The 18,421-nt window shown below is 70.0% G+C and carries 17 protein-coding genes, 1 rRNA gene and 2 pseudogenes; 8 read left to right on the forward strand and 12 right to left on the reverse strand.

Features of this window, described 5'->3' with window-relative positions; translation table 11 throughout:
- Together ACGF3H_RS00005 and ACGF3H_RS00010 are read right to left on the reverse strand one after the other, a co-directional pair.
- Positions 1 to 84: ribosomal RNA gene (locus ACGF3H_RS00005) — 16S ribosomal RNA — on the reverse strand; the annotation flags it as partial.
- A gap of 601 nt (positions 85 to 685) precedes the next feature.
- Positions 686 to 1,071 (reverse strand): annotated as a pseudogene (locus ACGF3H_RS00010) (DNA-3-methyladenine glycosylase); the annotation flags it as partial.
- A 73-nt stretch (positions 1,072 to 1,144) separates the two neighbouring features.
- Here ACGF3H_RS00010 and ACGF3H_RS00015 point away from each other — a divergent pair.
- Positions 1,145 to 2,593 (forward strand): recombinase family protein, encoded by a 1,449-nt coding sequence (locus ACGF3H_RS00015; RefSeq protein ID WP_362493706.1) that lies wholly within the window; start codon positions 1,145 to 1,147, stop codon positions 2,591 to 2,593.
- Positions 2,594 to 2,783: 190 nt separating this feature from the next.
- Here ACGF3H_RS00015 and ACGF3H_RS00020 read toward each other — a convergent pair whose 3' ends face one another.
- The 3 genes and pseudogenes from ACGF3H_RS00020 to ACGF3H_RS00030 form a co-directional block, all read right to left on the reverse strand.
- Positions 2,784 to 3,296 (reverse strand): hypothetical protein, encoded by a 513-nt coding sequence (locus tag ACGF3H_RS00020; RefSeq protein ID WP_362493709.1) that lies wholly within the window; start codon positions 3,294 to 3,296, stop codon positions 2,784 to 2,786.
- A 252-nt stretch (positions 3,297 to 3,548) separates the two neighbouring features.
- Positions 3,549 to 4,160 carry a DNA-3-methyladenine glycosylase gene (locus ACGF3H_RS00025; protein ID WP_362493711.1) on the reverse strand — a complete coding sequence of 204 codons (612 nt, stop codon included), beginning with the start codon at positions 4,158 to 4,160 and terminating at the stop codon, positions 3,549 to 3,551.
- Positions 4,161 to 4,172: 12 nt separating this feature from the next.
- Positions 4,173 to 4,432: pseudogene (locus tag ACGF3H_RS00030) on the reverse strand (DNA-3-methyladenine glycosylase); the annotation flags it as partial.
- Between the two features lie 146 nt (positions 4,433 to 4,578).
- Here ACGF3H_RS00030 and ACGF3H_RS00035 point away from each other — a divergent pair.
- The 3 genes from ACGF3H_RS00035 to ACGF3H_RS00045 all read left to right on the forward strand — a co-directional run bounded on the left by ACGF3H_RS00035 (position 4,579) and on the right by ACGF3H_RS00045 (position 6,665).
- A complete protein-coding gene (locus ACGF3H_RS00035; protein WP_362493714.1) occupies positions 4,579 to 5,361 on the forward strand; it encodes a sporulation protein in 783 nt (260 codons plus the stop codon).
- A 49-nt stretch (positions 5,362 to 5,410) separates the two neighbouring features.
- A complete protein-coding gene (locus ACGF3H_RS00040; RefSeq protein ID WP_362493717.1) occupies positions 5,411 to 5,950 on the forward strand; it encodes a YbhB/YbcL family Raf kinase inhibitor-like protein in 540 nt (179 codons plus the stop codon).
- 208 nt (positions 5,951 to 6,158) lie between these two features.
- Positions 6,159 to 6,665, forward strand: a complete 507-nt coding sequence (locus ACGF3H_RS00045; RefSeq protein WP_362493720.1) for an HNH endonuclease — start codon at positions 6,159 to 6,161, stop codon at positions 6,663 to 6,665.
- Positions 6,666 to 6,788: 123 nt separating this feature from the next.
- Here the strand turns inward: ACGF3H_RS00045 and ACGF3H_RS00050 are convergent, their stop codons facing one another.
- From ACGF3H_RS00050 to ACGF3H_RS00060, 3 genes are all read right to left on the reverse strand, one after another.
- Entirely contained in the window at positions 6,789 to 7,748 is a 960-nt protein-coding gene (locus ACGF3H_RS00050) for an SPFH domain-containing protein (RefSeq protein ID WP_362493723.1), read from the reverse strand.
- A 101-nt stretch (positions 7,749 to 7,849) separates the two neighbouring features.
- Positions 7,850 to 8,281: an NfeD family protein gene (locus ACGF3H_RS00055; RefSeq protein WP_189228524.1), complete on the reverse strand. Its 432-nt coding sequence runs from the start codon at positions 8,279 to 8,281 to the stop codon at positions 7,850 to 7,852.
- Between the two features lie 53 nt (positions 8,282 to 8,334).
- On the reverse strand, positions 8,335 to 9,132 hold the full coding sequence (locus tag ACGF3H_RS00060) for an ABC transporter ATP-binding protein (protein WP_362493727.1): 798 nt from the start codon (positions 9,130 to 9,132) through the stop codon (positions 8,335 to 8,337).
- 152 nt (positions 9,133 to 9,284) lie between these two features.
- Here ACGF3H_RS00060 and ACGF3H_RS00065 point away from each other — a divergent pair, with 152 nt between their 5' ends.
- Positions 9,285 to 10,064: a hypothetical protein gene (locus ACGF3H_RS00065; protein ID WP_362493729.1), complete on the forward strand. Its 780-nt coding sequence runs from the start codon at positions 9,285 to 9,287 to the stop codon at positions 10,062 to 10,064.
- 328 nt (positions 10,065 to 10,392) lie between these two features.
- On the opposite strand, the gene chpE is transcribed toward ACGF3H_RS00065, so the two are convergent.
- The 3 genes from chpE to ACGF3H_RS00080 all read right to left on the reverse strand — a co-directional run bounded on the left by chpE (position 10,393) and on the right by ACGF3H_RS00080 (position 12,607).
- Positions 10,393 to 10,638: a chaplin ChpE gene (gene chpE / locus ACGF3H_RS00070; RefSeq protein WP_362493732.1), complete on the reverse strand. Its 246-nt coding sequence runs from the start codon at positions 10,636 to 10,638 to the stop codon at positions 10,393 to 10,395.
- A gap of 156 nt (positions 10,639 to 10,794) precedes the next feature.
- The gene (locus tag ACGF3H_RS00075; protein WP_362493734.1) at positions 10,795 to 11,436 is read right to left on the reverse strand and encodes a response regulator transcription factor; all 642 of its coding nucleotides are present in this window, start codon (positions 11,434 to 11,436) and stop codon (positions 10,795 to 10,797) included.
- Positions 11,429 to 12,607: a GAF domain-containing sensor histidine kinase gene (locus tag ACGF3H_RS00080; protein WP_362493736.1), complete on the reverse strand. Its 1,179-nt coding sequence runs from the start codon at positions 12,605 to 12,607 to the stop codon at positions 11,429 to 11,431. Before ACGF3H_RS00080 ends, ACGF3H_RS00075 begins: the two co-directional genes overlap by 8 nt.
- A 225-nt stretch (positions 12,608 to 12,832) precedes the next feature.
- Between ACGF3H_RS00080 and ACGF3H_RS00085 the strand changes: the two genes are divergently transcribed.
- From ACGF3H_RS00085 to ACGF3H_RS00095, 3 genes are all read left to right on the forward strand, one after another.
- Positions 12,833 to 13,531, forward strand: coding sequence for an SDR family oxidoreductase (locus ACGF3H_RS00085; protein ID WP_362493739.1), 699 nt, complete (start codon positions 12,833 to 12,835; stop codon positions 13,529 to 13,531).
- The gene (locus ACGF3H_RS00090; protein ID WP_362493741.1) at positions 13,528 to 14,601 is read left to right on the forward strand and encodes an S-adenosylmethionine:tRNA ribosyltransferase-isomerase; all 1,074 of its coding nucleotides are present in this window, start codon (positions 13,528 to 13,530) and stop codon (positions 14,599 to 14,601) included. The genes ACGF3H_RS00085 and ACGF3H_RS00090 overlap by 4 nt, the downstream gene beginning before the upstream one ends.
- Before the next feature lie 352 nt (positions 14,602 to 14,953).
- The gene (locus ACGF3H_RS00095; protein WP_362493744.1) at positions 14,954 to 15,703 is read left to right on the forward strand and encodes a transglycosylase SLT domain-containing protein; all 750 of its coding nucleotides are present in this window, start codon (positions 14,954 to 14,956) and stop codon (positions 15,701 to 15,703) included.
- Between the two features lie 95 nt (positions 15,704 to 15,798).
- Here the strand turns inward: ACGF3H_RS00095 and ACGF3H_RS00100 are convergent, their stop codons facing one another.
- Positions 15,799 to 18,375: an FHA domain-containing protein gene (locus ACGF3H_RS00100; RefSeq protein ID WP_362493746.1), complete on the reverse strand. Its 2,577-nt coding sequence runs from the start codon at positions 18,373 to 18,375 to the stop codon at positions 15,799 to 15,801.
- Between the last annotated feature and the right edge of the window lie 46 nt (positions 18,376 to 18,421).

Raw genomic sequence — 18,421 nt, forward strand, 5'->3', positions numbered from 1 at the left:
CACCGAAGTGGTTCATCGTTCGACTTGCATGTGTTAAGCACGCCGCCAGCGTTCGTCCTGAGCCAGGATCAAACTCTCCGTGAATGTTTACCGGTAATCCGGTGCACACCACGAGAGCGGAACAGTCGGACGGAATAGGTCCAACCGTTCACAGCGTCCTCGCTGTGTTTTTTCAAAGGAACCTCGTCCCAGCCTGATGGCCGGAGACGGGGTATCAACATATCTGGCGTTGACTTTTGGCACGCTGTTGAGTTCTCAAGGAACGGACGTTTCCTTTGTACTCACCCTCTCGGGCTTTCCTCCGGGCGCTTCCCTTCGGTCTTGCGTTTCCGACTCTATCAGATCCTTTTCCGATCCGATTTCCTCGGTGCTTTCCAGGTTCCCGCTTTCGCGTTTCCCTTTCCGGCGGTTCCGACTCTATCAGATCCTTTCGGGCTCCGATTCCCCGTCAGAGGGGGTTGTCGAGCTTTCGAGCTTTCGCTCGTCGGCCTTTCGACATTCACTACGTTAGCCGATTTCCCTGCCGGCTCATAATCGAGCCGGTGAGTGCGAATTCGGGCATGACGACACGCCAAAATCCGCCTCGCGAGAGGAATCGTTGTAGTGGGTTGGCCGCTCCGGCTGCAGGCGATCGCCGTACCCGGTTCAGCGGCTCGGGCCACGTTACGCGCCTCGTCGAGGCGAGTCAACTTCGGCGGCGCCGGGGCACGTGGGCCCGGTACGGGCTGACCGTCGGGTCGTCGCCGACCCAGTAACGCCAGGGGTGGACGCCGCCCTCGCCGGCCACGCCGGTGCGCGGGCCGTTGCGTACCTGGCCGCGGGGCACGGGGCGCCGGTCAGGACGCGCAGCGGGGTGTCCTCGGCGGTGCACACGTCCGTGCCGTTCAGGGCGCGGTCCACACCGAGGGCGGTGGCCAGGCGGGCCGGGCCTTTGGCCAGTTCCTTGTCGTTGCGGGCCGAGAGCCGTCGGCTGCGGGCCAGCTCGGCGCCCTCGATGATCTCGCCGGCGCGGAGCAGCGCGGCGCTCGCCCTGCCTTCGGGCCCGCAGACCAGGTTCAAGCAGAACCACATGCGTAGGTAACTCACTAGGCATGTATGTCGTTGGTCCGGCATCATCCGCAAGCGACCAAGCAGGAGCCAGGCAGTGCGAGCGATCATCTACGCCAGACTCAGCCCCACTCCGAGGGGCGAGGAGTCCAAGGGCGGGAACCTGACACAACAGGTCGAGCTGAGTCAGGCGCTGTGCGACCGGAAAGGCTGGTCGGTCGTAGCCACGATCGTTGAGAAGGACACGTCGGCTTCGACAAAGCGGGGAACCAAGCGGAGCGCCGAGTGGGAGCGCGTCAAGGCTCTGGTGGAGGACGGCAAGGCAGACGCCATCGTGTCCCGCCACTACGACCGTATGTACCGAACCCCCTGGGACCTTGAGGATCTGGTGGACCTGGCCGAGGCGACCGGCGTCACGCTGGCCGCCGCACAGGCGCAGGGAGTGCTCGACCTGTCCACCCCGTCCGGCCGTCTCGCTGCTCGGATCGGCGCTGTGGTGGCTCGCAACGAGACCGAGATGCGAGTCGAGCGTCAGGTGCTCGGACACCAGCGGCGCAGGGAGTCGGGGAGGCCCTTCTGGAGTACTCGCCCCTTCGGCTTCGAGCGGGACGGCAGACACCGGGAAGCAGAGGCGGAAGCCCTGCGGCAGGCGTACCGGGATGTCCTGGCCGGCGTCACCCTCTGGTCCATCGCGAAGGACTGGAACACACGTGGACTGCTCTCGCCTCACGGTAAGGAGTGGCGCAGCTCGAACCTTCGAAGCGTCCTCTTGAAGCCGAGGAACGCGGGAATCCAGACGTACTCGCAGTGGGTCGAGAAGCCGGACGGGAAGCGCGTGCGGCTGACCGAGGAGACCGGCGACGGCAACTGGGAGGCAATCGTCTCCGAGGGCATGTTCCGGGCTCTGGTCCGCCATCTGAGCGATCCCGAGCGCAACACGGGCGGCGGCGGCAAGCGCAAGGCCCTGTTGTCCGGCGTCGTCCGCTGCTCGAAGTGTCAGGCCGTCGCCACTCAGGGGTGGAGCAGGAAGAACGCGGCAGGCGAGCGGTACCGCATCTACACCTGTTCAGGTGGCCGGTGCATTACCTGTCCGGCAGACGCTCTTGACTCCTTCGTGATCCGGAAGGTCATCGACAAGGCCGAAGAGTGGAACGCGTCACCGGCCACGGATAACGCAGACGAGGAGCGAGAGGCCGGACTGCTGGCCGAGGAGACTGCCGCATCCGAGAGGCGCACCGCCCTGGCGGAGATGTTCGCCGCAGGAGACATCGACGCGTCGACCCTGCGGACGGGCATCGGCAGGTGTGACGCCGACCTGACCAAAATCCGGGCCGAGCTGGCAGACCTGGCAGCGAAGCGGGTACGCGTCGACCTGGGTGACGTCGAGTACCTGTGGGAGGAACTGGACTACGAGGACCCCGACCGCATCGACTACGTGCGGACCGTCGTCATGCAGGTCTGCGAGCGAGTCGAACTGATGCCGCGCGGTCGTGGGGTTCGGTCCTTCAAGGGCGAGCACTGCCGGATCACGTTCCGGAACCCTTGAGATCCGACTGCGGAACGCCGAGCCGGCTGTCGGCGCTCGGTGAGCACGGGCCCTGCCGAAGAGTGTCGGGCGGGGCCCTTCGCCATGCCCGCCGAGGAAGCGCGCCCCTCTCGCTCCCCAGTTCGTGCAACTCAGAGGGCCTGATCGGGCCGAGCGGTCGACGTCGAGTGCATGAGTCCTAGCCCTCTCGTCACCTCTCGCCAGATAGAGCGCTCAGCCTGGGGCCACCCTCCAGCGGAAGGTGGTCTCGGAAGTACTGCGACTCCAGCCACTCCTCCTTGACGAAGAGTGGACGTGTAAGGCGCACGTTCCCGACCCGCTGCGAACGCAGAAGAAGTCCGAGATCGGTCAGGGAAAGTGACTCGTCAGGGGTGTAAAGGATCCAGTTCCCATGCTCCGCAGCGTGGTCCAACAGAAACTGATGGCCCTGCACCGGATCGCTCCCTGCCAACGGGAAGCCGGCCAGGAAGACCGGCGGACCGGTGACTGCATCCAGCGCAACGCATGCGAGCTTGCCAGCGTCGTAGAACGCCTTCACCCCGCCCGGGAAGTCTTCCTGGTCGTACGGACCGCCGACGCGTACCAGAGGCCCAGAGACCAGCAGTGCGTCGGCGACCTCGGCTGGAGACATCCCGAACTTCAGCGGCCCCACACCTTCTCCGGTTCGCAGCTCCCAGCGCTCCCGCTCCACATCTGCGCTCATCCGCCCCCCTACGTCTGCCCGACCCAGATCTGTGTCTGTTGCTTTGGGTGCACCAGGTAGGGACAAGATCCCAACTCGGCTGCTCAAATGCCAACCGGAGTGCCCAGTCACACAAAATCCCCCGCAGGTCGGAGTTGGCGCTCGTCGACGGTCACCCGACCGGCCAGGAACGCGTCACGCGCCGCGCTCGCGAACGATCACGCATCTCCTGACCCGACTCGGCGCCGAGCCGTGAGCGAGGCGCACAGCGGCTCAGGCTCCGGCGGACGGTTTGGCTCTCGGACTCAGTCGGTACGCCGAGACCGTCGGATCACCGGCAAGGTAGAACCGGTGCTGCCAGTCGTGGGCCTTGCTCACGCCCACCCTGGGACCAACCTGGATGAGCGCGGCAGGTGCAGACTCGCCCTCGGACAACATGACCGAGGCACCTGCCAGGAGGTCTGCGCCGTTGTGCTCTCCCGTGATGCCGAGTGCCTGGCAGAAGTTCCCCGGCCCTCGGGCAAGGCGTGGACTCTCGACCTTCTCGCCTCGCCGTTCGCGTGCCAGGTTTTCCCCCTCGATGACCCTGCCTGCCCTGATGAGGACGGCCGAGGCGATGCCGGCCGTCCCCGTGACGACGTTGGCGCACCAGTGGAGACCGTGGGACCGGTAGACGTACAGGTGTCCTGCGGGTCCGAACATGACGGCGTTACGGGGTGTCCGGCCTCGGTAGGCATGGGAGGCGGGGTCAGCCGTACCGGAGTACGCCTCGGTCTCCGTGATGGCGATGCTCACGGTTCCCTCGGGAGTCTTGCAGGTGAGGACGCTCCCGAGCAGCCTGGGGGCGACCTCTTCGGCAGGATGAGCGAGGACGTCGACGTTCATGCCGACCGCCTTGACATGCCATAGGTGAAGTAGACGTAGACGTGTCCGGGGGGACCGAACATCACGTCGTTGCGGGGCGTTCGGCCTCGGTAGGCGTGCGAGCCGGGGTCGTTCTGGCCGTCGTAGGCCTCCACCTCTGTCAGGCGGAGGGCGATCGGACCGTCCGGGGTGTTCCGCAGAAGGATGCGTCCCAGGAGGTCGGGGGCCACGTCGAGGATGGGGCGGTCGAAGAATTCCCGGGGCAGGGGCGTACGGTCGGGGCTCGCGATCATGCCGTCCGAGCGTAACGCAGGTGGGTGGGTTCGCAGGGGTGGTCAGCGGGCGCCCGGCTTGTCAGGGTGAGGGGCGCGGAACCGGTCGCGGCCGGATCGCGTTTCTAGGGATCAAGGGTTCACACACAGCCTGGAGAGGGAGAGACATGGCGTTCAAGAAGCTGCTCGCGAGCCTGGGGGCCGGCGGTGCTTCGGTGGAGACCGTGCTGAGTGAGGTCAACGTCGTTCCGGGCGGTGTCGTCCAGGGTGAGGTGCGGATCCAGGGCGGTTCGGTCGACCAGCAGATCGAGGGTCTGTCGGTCGGTCTGCAGGCCAAGGTCGAGGTGGAGAGCGGCGACCAGGAGTACAAGCAGGACATCGAATTCACGAAGGTGCGACTCGGTGGTGCCTTCGAGCTGAAGGCGAATGCGGTGCACGCGGTGCCGTTCGGGCTGGAGATCCCGTGGGAGACGCCGGTCACGATGATCGACGGGCAGGCGCTGCGCGGGATGAACATCGGGGTCACGACCGAGCTGGAGATCGCTCGGGCCGTGGACTCCGGTGACCTGGACGCGATCAACGTGCATCCGCTGCCGGCGCAGAAGGCGATCCTGGACGCGTTCATCCAGCTGGGCTTCCGCTTCAAGAGCGCGGACATGGAGCGCGGTCACATCCGGGGCACCCGGCAGCAGCTGCCGTTCTACCAGGAGATCGAGTTCTTCCCGCCGCAGCAGTACCGCGGGCTGAACCAGGTCGAGCTGAGCTTCGTCGCCGACTCCCAGGCGATGGACGTCGTGCTGGAGATGGACAAGAAGCCGGGTCTGTTCAGCGAGGGCAGCGACACGTTCCGGTCCTTCAAGGTGGGGCTCAACGACTACCAGGGGACCGACTGGGCGGCGTACCTCAACCAGTGGCTCTCCGAGGTCGGCAGCAAGCGGAACTGGTTCTAGTGGTTCTAGGCTCGGTGATCTCTGCACCGAACGATCAGGAGGTACCGAGGTGACCGAGCTCAAGCGGCGTCCGCTCCCCCATGACTTCCACCCGCCCGTGCCGGCGTTCACGGTCACGAGCGACGACGTCCAGGAGGGGGCAACGCTCAAGGACGCTCAGGTCCACGCGGCCGGGAACACTTCTCCGCACCTGCGGTGGGAAGGCTTCCCCGCCGAGACCAAGAGCTTCGCCGTGACGTGCTACGACCCGGACGCCCCGACGGGCAGCGGCTTCTGGCACTGGGTGGTGTTCGACATCCCGGCCTCGGTGACCGAGCTGCCCGCGGGTGCGGGCAGCGGCGCCTTCGAGGGCCTGCCGAAGGGTGCCGTACAGGCGCGCAACGACTACGGCAGCAAGGACTTCGGCGGCGCCGCGCCGCCCCCCGGGGACGGCCCCCACCGGTACGTCTTCACGGTGTACGCCGTGGACGAGGAGAAGCTCGGCCCGGACGCCGACACGACGCCCGCCGCCGTGGGCTTCAACCTGCGGTTCCACACGATCGGGCGTGCCCAGCTCGTCGGTGAGTACGAGGTGCCCGCCGGAAGCTGAGCAACCGAGCGTTCTTGGAACGTTTGCCCGTCCCTGGTCTTGGAATTGATCAGGGGCGGGCATTTTTGTTTGCCGGGGGCCTTGGAGGGACGCGGGAACGGCCCTCGTGGTGAGCGGCGGATATTGCGTTGTCCATCCCGGCGTGCCCGGCCAGAGTTGATCCCAGCCCGCCAGGGGGTGGGCCGGTGCACACGGGAGGTGGGCTGGTATGCGGGACACGCTGGTGCTGAACGCGAGCTTCGAGCCGCTGTCGACGGTGACGCTGAATCGAGCCGTCGTTCTGGTGCTCCAGGACAAGGCCGTCGTCGAGCAGGCCCACCCCGAACTGCGGATGCGCGGAGCAGCGCTCGACATACCGGCACCCCGGGTGATCAGGCTGTGCCAGTACGTGCGGGTGCCCTTCCGAAGACGTGCACCGTGGTCGAGGCGGGGCGTGCTGGTCCGGGACCGGCACCGGTGCGCGTACTGCGGCCGGAGGGCGACGACCGTGGACCACGTGGTGCCGAGGTCGCACGGCGGGCAGGACACCTGGCTGAACACGGTGGCGTCCTGCGCGGAGGACAATCACCGCAAGGCGAACCGGACGCCGGAGCAGGCGGGCATGCCACTGCTGCGGGCGCCGTTCGAGCCGACGCCGGCCGACGCGATGTTGCTGGCGCTGGCCCGGGACGACCTTGAGGCGCTGCCGGAGTGGCTGGTGATGGACGCCGCGTGAGGGCTTCGCCGTAGGAGCTGATGTGCGTCGCCGACCGCCGGTTCGTCGTGGCTGGTCGCGCCCACGCGGCGGAGCCGCATATCGACGCGGCCCCGCGCCCCTTCGGGGCGCGGGTGGGCGCCGTCAGTCGATCGACGGCTTCTCGCGGCGCTCCTGGGCCGGGACCGAGGTGCCCGCGGTGTTGCCGCCGCTGCCTGAACCGCCGCCCAGACCGCCGAAGTTGCCCATCGCGCCGGACAGGCCCTTGAGGGCGTCGCCGATCTCGCTCGGGACGATCCAGAGCTTGTTGGCGTCGCCCTCGGCGATCTTCGGGAGCATCTGCAGGTACTGGTAGGAGAGCAGCTTCTGGTCCGGGTCGCCCGCGTGGATCGCCTCGAAAACCGTGCGGACGGCCTGGGCCTCGCCCTCGGCGCGCAGGGCTGCGGCCTTGGCCTCGCCCTCGGCGCGCAGGATCTGGGACTGCTTCTCGCCCTCCGCGCGCAGGATCTCGGACTGCCGGACACCCTCGGCCTGGAGGATCGCGGCGCGCTTGTCGCGGTCGGCGCGCATCTGCTTCTCCATCGAGTCCTGGATGGAGGTGGGCGGTTCGATGGCCTTGAGCTCCACGCGGTTGACGCGGATGCCCCACTTGCCGGTGGCCTCGTCGAGGACACCGCGCAGGGCCGCGTTGATCTCCTCACGGGAGGTCAGGGTCCGCTCGAGGTCCATGCCGCCGATGATGTTGCGCAGGGTGGTGACGGTGAGCTGCTCGATCGCCTGGATGTAGCTGGCGACTTCGTAGGTGGCGGCGCGGGCGTCGGTCACCTGGTAGTAGATGACGGTGTCGATGTTGACGACCAGGTTGTCCTGGGTGATGACCGGCTGCGGCGGGAAGGGGACGACCTGTTCGCGCAGGTCGATGCGGTTGCGGATGGTGTCGATGAACGGGACGACGATGTTGAGGCCCGCGTTCAGCGTCCGCGTGTAGCGGCCGAAGCGCTCGACGATGGCGGCACTGGCCTGTGGGATGACCTGGATGGTCTTGATCAGGGCGATGAAGACCAACACCACCAGGATGATCAGGACGATGATGACCGGTTGCATCGTGGCTCCGCGTACCCTTCTCCGCCTGAGGATCTTGCTGGTCGAGTCTGACAGACCGTCGCATGCCCCGGGGCACGTTCGGGCCACTTGCGCCGTGCCGGTCACATGATGATCGCCGTGGCCCCCTCGATGTCCACGACGTCCACTTCCTGCCCCGCCTCGTAGGCCCGGCCGGTGTCGAGTGCGCGTGCCGACCAGACCTCGCCGGCGAGTTTGATCCGTCCGCCGTTGCCGTCGACCCGCTCCAGCACGACGGCCTGTCTGCCCTTCAGGGCGTCGACGCCCGTGGCGAGTTGGGGCCGTTGGGAGCGGTGCCGGGCGGCGATGGGCCGTACGACGGCGATGAGGGCGACCGAGACGATGACGAAGACGAGTACCTGGACGACGAGGTCGGCCCCGACGCCGGAGGCGACGGCGGCCGCGACCGCGCCGACGGCGAGCATCCCGAACTCCGGCATCGCGGTCACGACGAGCGGGATTCCGAGCGCTGCCGCGGCGACGAGCCACCACACCCATGCGTCGATGTCGTTCACGTGGTCATGGTAGGTCCGTGACACGTGCCGGGGACAGGGCGCACGGGGGGCGGTCAGGACAGCGGGAGTCCCTGTGCGGTCCAGCGGTCGCCGACCTGCTCCACGACGAGCGGGAGGCCGAAGCAGAGGGACAGGTTGCGGGAGGTGAGTTCGAGTTCGAGGGGGCCCGCGGCCAGGACCTTGCCCTGGCGGATCATCAGGACGTGGGTGAAGCCCGGCGCGATCTCCTCGACGTGGTGGGTGACCATGATCATCGAGGGGGCGATGGGGTCGCGGGCGAGGCGGCCGAGGCGGCGGACGAGGTCCTCGCGGCCACCGAGGTCGAGACCGGCGGCCGGCTCGTCCAGGAGCAGCAGTTCGGGGTCGGTCATCAGGGCGCGGGCGATCAGGGTGCGCTTGCGCTCGCCCTCGGAGAGGGTGCCGAACTTCCGGTCCAGGTACTCGGTCATGCCGAGGCGGTCGAGGAAGGCGCGGGCACGCTGCTCGTCGATGTCCTCGTACTCCTCCTGCCAGCCGGCGGTCATGCCGTAGGCGGCGGTCAGCACGGTCTGCAGGACGGTCTGGCGCCTGGGCAGCTTGTCGGCCATGGCGATGCCGGCCATGCCGATGCGCGGACGCAGCTCGAAGACGTCGGTGCCGGGCTTGCCGAGGGCCTCGCCGAGGATGGTGGCGGTTCCCTTGCTGGGGTAGAGGTAGCTGGACGCGACGTTGAGGAGGGTGGTCTTGCCGGCGCCGTTGGGGCCGAGGATGACCCAGCGCTCGCCCTCCTTGACCGACCAGGAGACCTGGTCCACCAGAGCCCGGCCCTCGCGGACCACGGATACGTCCTGAAGCTCCAGAACATCGCTCATGAGCGCAGTGTCTCCCCTTGCAGTGTGGCCGGTCTCGGCTGTCGCGTACGCCTGTGGCTCGGGCCGCCGCGCCGGTGGGCGCAGGCCCTCCAGGAAATCTACGCCACCGGTCGGCTTCGCTGTTCCATCGGTCCGGTCCTTAGGGTGGGGGCATGCTCTCGGAACCACGCGCAGGGCGCCTTGCCGCCTGGGGAAATGCCCTTATTGCCGGAATGGTCTCGCCGGATGACGCCGCGGTCGCGATCGTCGGTGAGGACGCGGTGCATCGGGTGGAGGGGCTGCCGGGTGAGGCGGGGCCCGTCGGTCTCACGCTGGCGCTCGGGCGGTTGCGGTCGCTCGGGGCGACCGGGCTGCGGGTCGCGCTGCCCGCGCCGGGGCATCCGCTGGGGCTGAGCGGGCCGCCGGAGTTCAACGCGCGGGCGCTGGAGGCCGAGGAGGCGGTGGTCTGTCACGGTGCCGCGCTGGGGCTGGTGCCGGAGGTGTACGAGGCCGGGCCCTCGGGTGATGTGCACGTCGAGGTGGTCTGGCACTGCCTGCCGGTGCGGGAGGCTCCGCCGGCGGACGTGCCGTCGCTCGGGGAGGCGGAGCGGGAGCTGGCGGAGGTGCTGCGGGACGCGACGGAGGTGCTGACGCGGCTGGACGTCGCCGGGTCGGGGCCGGTGGCGGAGGCGGCGATCGCGGCGTACCGGACGCGGGCGGAGCGGGGGCGGGAGGTACTGGCGCCGGGGTATCCGCCGCGGGCCGTGCGGGTGCTGGAGTTGGCACAGCGGGTGGGGGCGTTGGTGGCGCTGGCGTACGAGAACGGGCACGGGGGTGCGGTGAGCGCGTCGGAGATGGCGGCGCGGGGGGAGGCGTTGCGGCCGGTGGAGCGGACGGCTCGGCGGGCGCAGGTCGCGGCGTACAACTCCGTTGTGGAGTTGCGGGAGCGGTGACGTCCCTTGGTGGAGCGGCGGCGGTGAGGTCCCTCGGTGGGGGTGCCCGGCGTCGGTGCGGGGCGGGGGTGGGTCGCGCGGCCCGGCGCTGACGGGGTGCCGCCTGCGCCCACCCGTGCCGCCCCTTGGGGTACCTCCCAGGCCGTTCAGGCACTGGGGGAGGCACGACTGCCCGCAGGCTGGGGGGTGGGCGCGGCACGACTGCCCGCAGGCTGGGGGGTGGGCGCGGTGCGTCTACCCAGGCTGCGTAGGTGTGGGGGCGCCGTGCGGCTGTCTGCAGGGTAGGGGTGTGGGGGCCTCCCGGGTGGGGCCGGGAGGCTGGGGTGGGTCAGCGGTTGAGGCCCAGGTTGCCGAAGGCCGGGTTCAGCAGGCCGATGACGTTGACGCTGTTCCCGACGGCGTTGACCGGGATGTGGACCGGGACCTGGACGACGTTGCCCGAGATGACTCCCGGGGAGCCGACGGCCTCGCCGTGGGCGTGGGAGCCGTCGGTGGCGGAGGCCATGCCCGCACCGGCGGCGATCAGCCCGCCGGCCACCATCGTCACGGCCGCTGCCTTCTTCAGGTTCTTCACGTGCCAAACCCTCCCTAGTGATTGCCACGGCACTCGCCGCAGCACGCACTGGAGAACGGCCGGGCGCGGAGAAGGATGCGCCATGTGGGTGACATTCCCACGACGGTATGAATCTCCGACCGGAGTGGAACCCTCCGGGTTGCCGCGGCGTACCGGTCAGCCGGTCACACCGTGACGTACGGCCCACAGCGCGGCCTGGGTGCGGTCGGCGAGGTCGAGTTTCATCAGGATGTTCGAGACGTGGGTCTTCACGGTCTTCTCGGAGAGGACCAGCGCACGGGCGATCTCCCGGTTGGACCGGCCGTCCGCTATCAGGCCCAGCACCTCGCGCTCCCGCTCCGTGAGGGACCCCCCTCTTCCCTGGCCGGAGCCGCTCTCCTCCTGGGAGAGCAGGACGCCCGCGATCTCGGGCTGGAGGAGGATGTGCCCGGCGTGCACCGAGCGGATGGCGCCGGCCAGCGCGTCCGGGTCGATGTCCTTGTACACGTAGCCCGCCGCGCCCGCCTTCAGGGCCGGGACGACCGTGCGCTGCTCGGTGAAGCTGGTGACGATCAGTACGCGCGCGGGGTTGTCGAGCTCGCGGAGTCTGCGCAGCGCGTCGACGCCGTCCATGCCCGGCATCTTGACGTCCATGAGGATCACGTCGGGCCGGAGCTGCTCGGCGCGTTCGACGCCTTCGGCACCGGCGGCGGCCTCGCCGACGACCTCGATGTCGTCCTGCACCTCCAGGAACGTGCGCAGTCCCCGGCGGACCACCTGGTGGTCGTCGACGAGCAGCACCTTGATCGCATCAGCCACCGGGAACCTCCATCTCGATCGTGGTGCCCTTGCCGGGCGCCGACTCGACGGTCAGCGAGCCGCCCGCGCCGTTCGCCCGGTCCCGCATCGAGACCAGGCCCAGGTGGCGTCCCGCGCGGCGCACCGTGCGCGGGTCGAAGCCGCTGCCGTCGTCGGTGACCCGCAGCACCGCTCCGGGGCCGCGCCGGGTCAGCGTCACGTCGACGTGGTCCGCTCCGGAGTGGCGCAGTGCGTTGTGCAGCGCCTCCTGGGCGACGCGCAGCACGGCCTCCTCCTGCGCGGCGGGCAGTGCCTTCACGCCGTGGCCGGCGAAGGTCACCCGCGCGGTGTGGGCACGGTCGAGGACCTGGATCTGGGTGCGGAGGGTGGCGACGAGTCCGTCCTCGTCGAGGGCGGCGGGGCGCAGTTCCACGACGGCCGCGCGCAACTCGTCGGTGGCCTCCGCGGCGAGCGCGGCGACCTGCTGGAGTTCCCCCTTGGCGCGCGCGGGGTCGCGGTCGACCAGGGTGGCGGCGGCCTGCGCGGTCAGGCGCAGCGAGAACAGCTTCTGGCTGACGGCGTCGTGCAGCTCGTGGGCGAGCCGGGAGCGTTCCTCGGCGATGGTCAGCTCGCGGCTGCGCTCGTACAGGCGGGCGTTGGTGAGGGCGATCGCGGCGTGCTGGGCGAGGATGCCGAGCAGTTCCTCGTCCTCCTCGGTGAAGCCGCAGCCGGCCCGGTTTTTCTGGCACGGGCCCTGTGCGGGGTGTCCCTCAGCGGGGAGCAGCTTGTTCGCCAGGAACAGCGCGCCGATGACCTCGTCGCCGTCGCGGATGGGCAGGCCCAGGAAGTCGGCCAGGTCGGGGTGGGCGGACGGCCAGCCCTCGAAGCGGGGGTCCTTGCGGACGTCGGCGAGGCGCTCGGGCCGGGCCTCGTGCAGCATCGCGGCGAGGATGCCGTGCTGGCGGGGCAGGGGGCCGATGGCCTTCCACTGCTCGTCACTGACGCCGTCGACCACGAACTGGGCGAAGCCGCCGTGGTCGTCGGGGACGCCGAGGGCCGCGTACTGGGCGTCGAGCAGCTCGCGGGCCGAGGCGACGATCGTCTTGAGGACGTCGCGCACCTCGAGGTGCCTGCTCATGGCCAGCAGCGCGGAACTCACCGCGGCCAGGCCGGTCCGGGGGCCGTGACTCATGTCCTCACGGTACCGGCGGGCCCTGACAGCGCGGATGGGACCTGTGACGGTCGTCTCCTGGGGCGCCGGCCCTAGGTCGGCGGGCCTAGGGCCGGGGTCCCGCCCGTGGGGCCTAGGGCGAAGGGCCCCACGCGGTTGCGGCCGGTGCCCGAGGCGGTGGGTGCGGGCCGGTTCCTAGGTTGAGGCCACGCCGTTCAGGAGGCGCCGACGAGGAGGAGACGGGTCATGCCGGTAGCGATCATCACAGGGGCGTCGAAGGGACTGGGCCGGGCGCTCGCCGAAAGCCTGGCGGAGCGGGGCTGGCACCTGGTGCTCGACGCGAGGACGCCGGAGGCGCTGGAGGGGACGGCGGCGGCGCTGGCGTCGTACGGCACCCGGGTGACGGCGCTGGCGGGGGATGTCACGGACGCCGGGCACCGGGCGGAGCTGGTGGCGGCGGCGTGGCGGCTGGGCGGGGTGGATCTGCTGGTCAGCAACGCGAGTGCGCTGGGTGCGGAGCCGCTGGTGCGGCTGGAGGAGCTGCCGCTGGACGGGCTGCGCCGGGCGCTGGAGGTGAACACGGTGGCGGCGCTGGGCCTGGTGCAGGAGGCGCTGCCGCTGCTGCGGTCGGCCGCGGCGGGCGCGGTGATCACGGTCAGCTCGGACGCCGCCGCCGAGGCGTACGAGACGTGGGGCGGTTACGGGACGTCGAAGGCGGCCCTGGACCAGCTGGCGGCGGTGCTGGCCGCCGAGGAGCCGGGGCTGCGGGTGTGGGCGGTCGATCCCGGGGACATGGCGACGGACCTGTACGCGGCGGCCGTACCGGACGACGACGATCCGCGGCCCGATCCGGCGGATGTCGTGCCGGCGCTGCTGCGGCTGCTGGACGAGCGGCCGGCGAGCGGGCGCTACGCGGCCCCCGCGCTGCTGGAGGGCCGGCGGTGACGCTCGCGCTCAGGGTGCCCGAGGAGCTGTCGGCCCGGCTGCCGGCCGAGCAGCGGGGGCCCGGTCTGGGCCGGGACGACGTGCGGCTGCTGGTGTCGCGGGGCACGGAGGTGTCGCACCACTCGTTCGCGGAGCTGCCGCGCCTGCTGCGGTCCGGGGACCTGCTGATCGTGAACACGTCGCCCACGCTGGCCGCGGCCGTGGACGGGCGGGTGCGGGACGCACACGTGGTGGTGCACTTCTCCACGCGTGGCGACGACGGCCGGTGGGCGGTGGAGCTGCGGGAGCCGGACGGGCGGGGCACCACGCGCGCGCGTGCGGGAGGAGTGGGAGAGGCGGCGCGGGAGGGAGGCCGGCTCGCGGGAACGGAGGTGCGGCTGCCGGGCGGCGGTCGGCTGGTGCTGGAGGAGCCGCTGAGTGCCCGCGGGGAGCGGCTGTGGTGGGCGCGGGTGGCCGGGGCGGAGGTGCCGGTGGTCCTGCGGGAGCACGGGCGGCCCATTCGCTACTCCTACACGGAGCGGGACCAGCCGTTGTCCGTGTACCAGACGGTGTTCGCGCTGCCGTCCGCCGACGGGACGGGCAGTGCGGAGATGCCGAGCGCCGCGCGGCCCTTCACGGCGCGGCTGGTGGCGGAGCTGGTGAGCCGGGGGGTGCAGTTCGCGCCGGTGACGCTGCACACGGGCGTGGCGTCGGCGGAGGTGCACGAGCCGCCGTATCCGGAGCGGTTCCGCGTGCCGGAGGCCTCGGCGCGGCTGATCGACGCCGCGCGGGCGGGAGGCCGGCGGGTCGTGGCCGTGGGGACGACAGCGGTGCGGGCGGTGGAGTCGGCGGCGGGTGCCGACGGGGTCGTACGGGCCCGCGAGGGGTGGACGGATCTGGTCGTCACTCCGGAGCGCGGGGTGCGGGTGGTGGACGGGCTGCTGACGGGGCTGCACGAGCCGGAGGCCTCGCATCTGCTGATGCTGGAGGCAGTGGCGGGACGTGCGGCGGTCGACCGCGGGTACGAGGAGGCGGTGCGCGGGCGCTACCTGTGGCACGAGTTCGGGGACGTCCATCTCCTCCTGCCGTAGGAGAGCCCCCGTACCCCCCTCACACAATGCATTGCTCAAGCAACGCGCAGTGAGATGACCGTGCCCCCGATGTGAGCCCCCGCATAGGGTGCACGTCACGTACGAAGCGGAGTAGGAGAACGACTCGTCCGTTTTGAGCGGGGCAGACAGTCCCGTCTGCCCTGTTTTGCCGGACCCTGATCCACTACCCGGCTTCGTACGTCACACCTTTGCCTCCGGATTTTGCGGCCGCTAAGAATTGCTCTCGTCGCTCAGCGCGGCGGGTTGGCCCGCAGCGTTTGTGCCCCGGATGCACCCCTGTCCCCACCGGACGAGAGCGACCTCCGCGCTACTCGAAGAGGTCTATCCCGCCATGCCCAAGAACATCCTCACCCGTGGTTATCGTCGTTCCCTCGACCGCGTCCAGCAGCTGAACCGCGCCCAGAAGGCAGCGGTCGCCGGTGTCGGCACGCTCGGCGTCACCGCCGTCGCGCTCGCCGCCTTCCCGGCCGGCGCGCAGACGACGACCACGAGCGAGGCCGCGCCCGCGGCCAAGGTGGCGTACAGCAGCCAGCAGCAGATCAAGGACGTGCACGCCGGCGTCGCCGACCAGCTCGCCGGTGCGAGCCAGAAGGTCGCCGCCATCGAGGCGCAGAAGGAGGCGGCCGCGAAGCAGGCCGCCGCCCAGAAGCAGGCGGCCGCCGAGAAGGCCGCCGCCGCCAAGAAGGCCGCCGCCAAGCGTGAGGCGAAGGAGGCCGCGAGCCGGTCCGTCAAGCGCGCCGAGGTGAAGAAGGTCTCCTACCCGAACAACCTCGACGGCTGGATCCGCGAGGCCAAGGCCATCATGGCCAAGCACGACATCCCGGGTACCTACAGCGGCATCCACCGCAACATCATCCGGGAGTCCTCCGGCAACCCGAAGGCCATCAACGACTGGGACATCAACGCCATCAACGGCATCCCGTCGAAGGGCCTGCTCCAGGTCATCCCGCCGACGTTCAAGGCCTACCACGTGCCCGGTACGTCCTGGGACATCTACGACCCGGTAGCCAACATCGCCGCCGCCTGCAACTACGCCGCGGACAAGTACGGCTCCATGGACAACGTCAACAGCGCGTACTGAGGTCGGCGCGGACCTCTTCACGCCGACGCTCCGCCGAACGCCGAAGGGCGGCACCCTCCTGACGGGGTGCCGCCCTTCGGGGCGTGAGGCCGGACCTACTTGCGCATGACCTCGGGCTCGTGGCGGCGCAGGAAGCGGGCCACGAAGAAGCCGCAGATCACGCCGAGGACGATCAGCGCGGCCATGTCCATGCCCCAGGCGCCGGCGGAGTGCTCCCACAGCGGGTCCGTCCCGGCACCCTCCTCGGGCGGGCTGATGCGGTTGAAGTCCAGCGTGGCGCCGGCGGCGGCGACCGCCCAGCGGGACGGCATCAGGTACGAGAACTGGTTGACGCCGACCGCGCCGTTCAGGGCGAAGAGGCAGCCGGTGAAGACGACCTGGATGATCGCGAACATGACCAGCAGCGGCATGGTCTTCTCCGCGGTCTTCACCAGCGACGAGATGATCAGACCGAACATCATCGAGGTGAAGCCCAGCGCCATGATCGGCAGGGAGAGCTCGATCATCGTGGCGCTGCCGAGGATCAGGCCCTCCTGCGGGATCTCCCGGCTGGCGAAGCCGATCACGCCGACGAGCAGGCCCTGGAAGACGGTGATCATGCCGAGCACGAACACCTTCGACATCAGGTACGCGGACCGCGACAGGCCGGTCGCGCGCTCCCGCTCGTAGATGACCCGTTCCTTGATCAGCTCACGGACGGAGTTCGCCGCGCCGGCGAAGCAGGCCCCCACCGCGAGGATCAGCAGGACCGTGGTGGCGGTGCCGTTCGGGATGATCCGGCCGGTCTTCGGGTTGGCCGGGTTGGGCAGCAGGCCCTTGTCCGCGTCGATGAGCAGGCTCACCGCGCCGAGCACGGCCGGCAGGATCACCATCAGGGCGAGGAAGCCCTTGTCGGAGGCGATCACCGAGACGTAGCGGCGCACCAGCGTGACGAACTGCGACATCCAGCCCTGCGGCTTCGGCGGCTTCATCGCCTGCATCGGCGGGACCTGTACGGCCTGCGGCGCGACGGCGTCGATGTCCGCGGCGTACATCTGGTAGTGCTGCGAGCCCTTCCAGCGGCCCGCCCAGTCGTAGTCGCGGTAGTTCTCGAAGGCGGAGAAGACGTCGGCCCAGGTGTCGTAGCCGAAGAAGTTCAGCGCCTCCTCGGGCGGGCCGAAGTAGGCGACCGAGCCGCCCGGCGCCATCACCAGCAGCTTGTCGCAGATCGCCAGCTCGGCCACCGAGTGGGTGACGACGAGGACGGTGCGGCCGTCGTCGGCGAGGCCGCGCAGCAGCTGCATGACGTCGCGGTCCATGCCCGGGTCGAGGCCCGAGGTGGGCTCGTCCAGGAAGATCAGCGACGGCTTGGTCAGCAGCTCCAGGGCGACGGACACGCGCTTGCGCTGGCCGCCGGACAGGGAGGTGACCTTCTTGTCCTTGTGGATGTCGAGCTTGAGCTCGCGCAGCACCTCGTCGATGCGGGCGTCGCGCTCCGCGCCGGTGGTGTCGGCCGGGAAGCGCAGCTTGGCCGCGTACTTCAGGGCCTTCTTGACGGTCAGCTCCTTGTGCAGGATGTCGTCCTGCGGGACCAGACCGATGCGCTGGCGCAGCTCGGCGAACTGCTTGTACAGGTTCCGGTTGTCGTAGAGGACCTCGCCCTGGTCGGCGGGCCGGTAGCCGGTGAGCGCCTTGAGCAGGGTCGACTTGCCGGAGCCGGACGGGCCGATGACCGCGATCAGCGACTTCTCGGGGACGCCGAAGGAGACGTCCTTGAGGATCTGCTTGCCGCCGTCGACGGTGACGGTCAGGTGGCGGGCGGAGAAGGACACCTCACCGGTGTCGACGAACTCCTCGAGCCGGTCGCCGACGATGCGGAACGTCGAGTGGCCGACGCCCACGATGTCGGTCGGGCCGAGCAGCTGGGAGCCGCCCTTGGTGATCGGCTGGCCGTTGACGTACGTGCCGTTGTGCGAGCCGAGGTCGCGGATCTCCATGCGGCCGTCGGGCGTCGCGTGGAACTCGGCGTGGTTGCGGGAGACCTGCAGGTCGGAGACGACCAGGTCGTTCTCCAGGGCACGGCCGATGCGCATCACGCGGCCGAGCGAGAACTGGTGGAACGTGGTCGGGCTGCGGTCCCCGTGGACCGGCGGCGCCCCCGCCGCGCCGCCCGGCCCCTGCTGCTGGGGGAAGTGCGCCGCGGCCTGCTGCGGCTGCGGCGCGGCCTGCTGCGGTACGGCCTGCTGCGGCTGCTGCCAGCCGGCCTGCTGCCCGTGCTGCTGAGGGGGCTGCTGTCGCGGCGGCTCCTGCACCGGTGCCTTCTGTGCCCAGCCCGCGTTCGCTCCCTGCGCGGCGTACGGCTGCTGCTGCGGCTGGGCCTGCGGCGCGCCGGCTGCGGACTGCCCGGCGGTCAGGCTCAGGCGCGGTCCGTCGGTCGCGTTGCCCAGGTTCACGACCGTGCCGGCGCCGAGCTCCATGTGCTGGATGCGCTGTCCGTGCACGAACGTGCCGTTGGTGCTGCCGTGATCCTCCACGACCCAACTGCGGCCGTTGAAGCTGATCGTGGCGTGGCGCCAGGAGACCCTGGCGTCCTCGAAGACGAGTTCCCCCTGCGGATCGCGCCCGAGCGCGTAAGACCGGGACGGATCGAGCGTCCAGGTCCGTCCATTAGATTCCAGTACGAGTTCCGGCACTCCATGCCCCACTGAGTTGTCCCCCGAATTGCCCCCGTCGCGGGGA

Origin of the sequence: Streptomyces sp. NPDC048185 (assembly GCF_043202495.1) — a bacterium.
In the GTDB taxonomy this organism is placed as follows: domain Bacteria; phylum Actinomycetota; class Actinomycetes; order Streptomycetales; family Streptomycetaceae; genus Streptomyces.

Excerpts from the sequence above, each read along its gene's own strand:
- ACGF3H_RS00020 (WP_362493709.1), bottom strand. The coding sequence starts at position 3,296 with ATGAGCGCAGATGTGGAGCGGGAGCGCTGGGAGCTGCGAACCGGAGAA.
- ACGF3H_RS00025 (WP_362493711.1), bottom strand. The coding sequence starts at position 4,160 with ATGAACGTCGACGTCCTCGCTCATCCTGCCGAAGAGGTCGCCCCCAGG.
- ACGF3H_RS00035 (WP_362493714.1), top strand. The coding sequence starts at position 4,579 with ATGGCGTTCAAGAAGCTGCTCGCGAGCCTGGGGGCCGGCGGTGCTTCG.
- ACGF3H_RS00045 (WP_362493720.1), top strand. The coding sequence starts at position 6,159 with ATGCGGGACACGCTGGTGCTGAACGCGAGCTTCGAGCCGCTGTCGACG.
- ACGF3H_RS00050 (WP_362493723.1), bottom strand. The coding sequence starts at position 7,748 with ATGCAACCGGTCATCATCGTCCTGATCATCCTGGTGGTGTTGGTCTTC.
- ACGF3H_RS00060 (WP_362493727.1), bottom strand. The coding sequence starts at position 9,132 with ATGAGCGATGTTCTGGAGCTTCAGGACGTATCCGTGGTCCGCGAGGGC.
- ACGF3H_RS00065 (WP_362493729.1), top strand. The coding sequence starts at position 9,285 with ATGCTCTCGGAACCACGCGCAGGGCGCCTTGCCGCCTGGGGAAATGCC.
- ACGF3H_RS00080 (WP_362493736.1), bottom strand. The coding sequence starts at position 12,607 with ATGAGTCACGGCCCCCGGACCGGCCTGGCCGCGGTGAGTTCCGCGCTG.
- ACGF3H_RS00085 (WP_362493739.1), top strand. The coding sequence starts at position 12,833 with ATGCCGGTAGCGATCATCACAGGGGCGTCGAAGGGACTGGGCCGGGCG.
- ACGF3H_RS00095 (WP_362493744.1), top strand. The coding sequence starts at position 14,954 with ATGCCCAAGAACATCCTCACCCGTGGTTATCGTCGTTCCCTCGACCGC.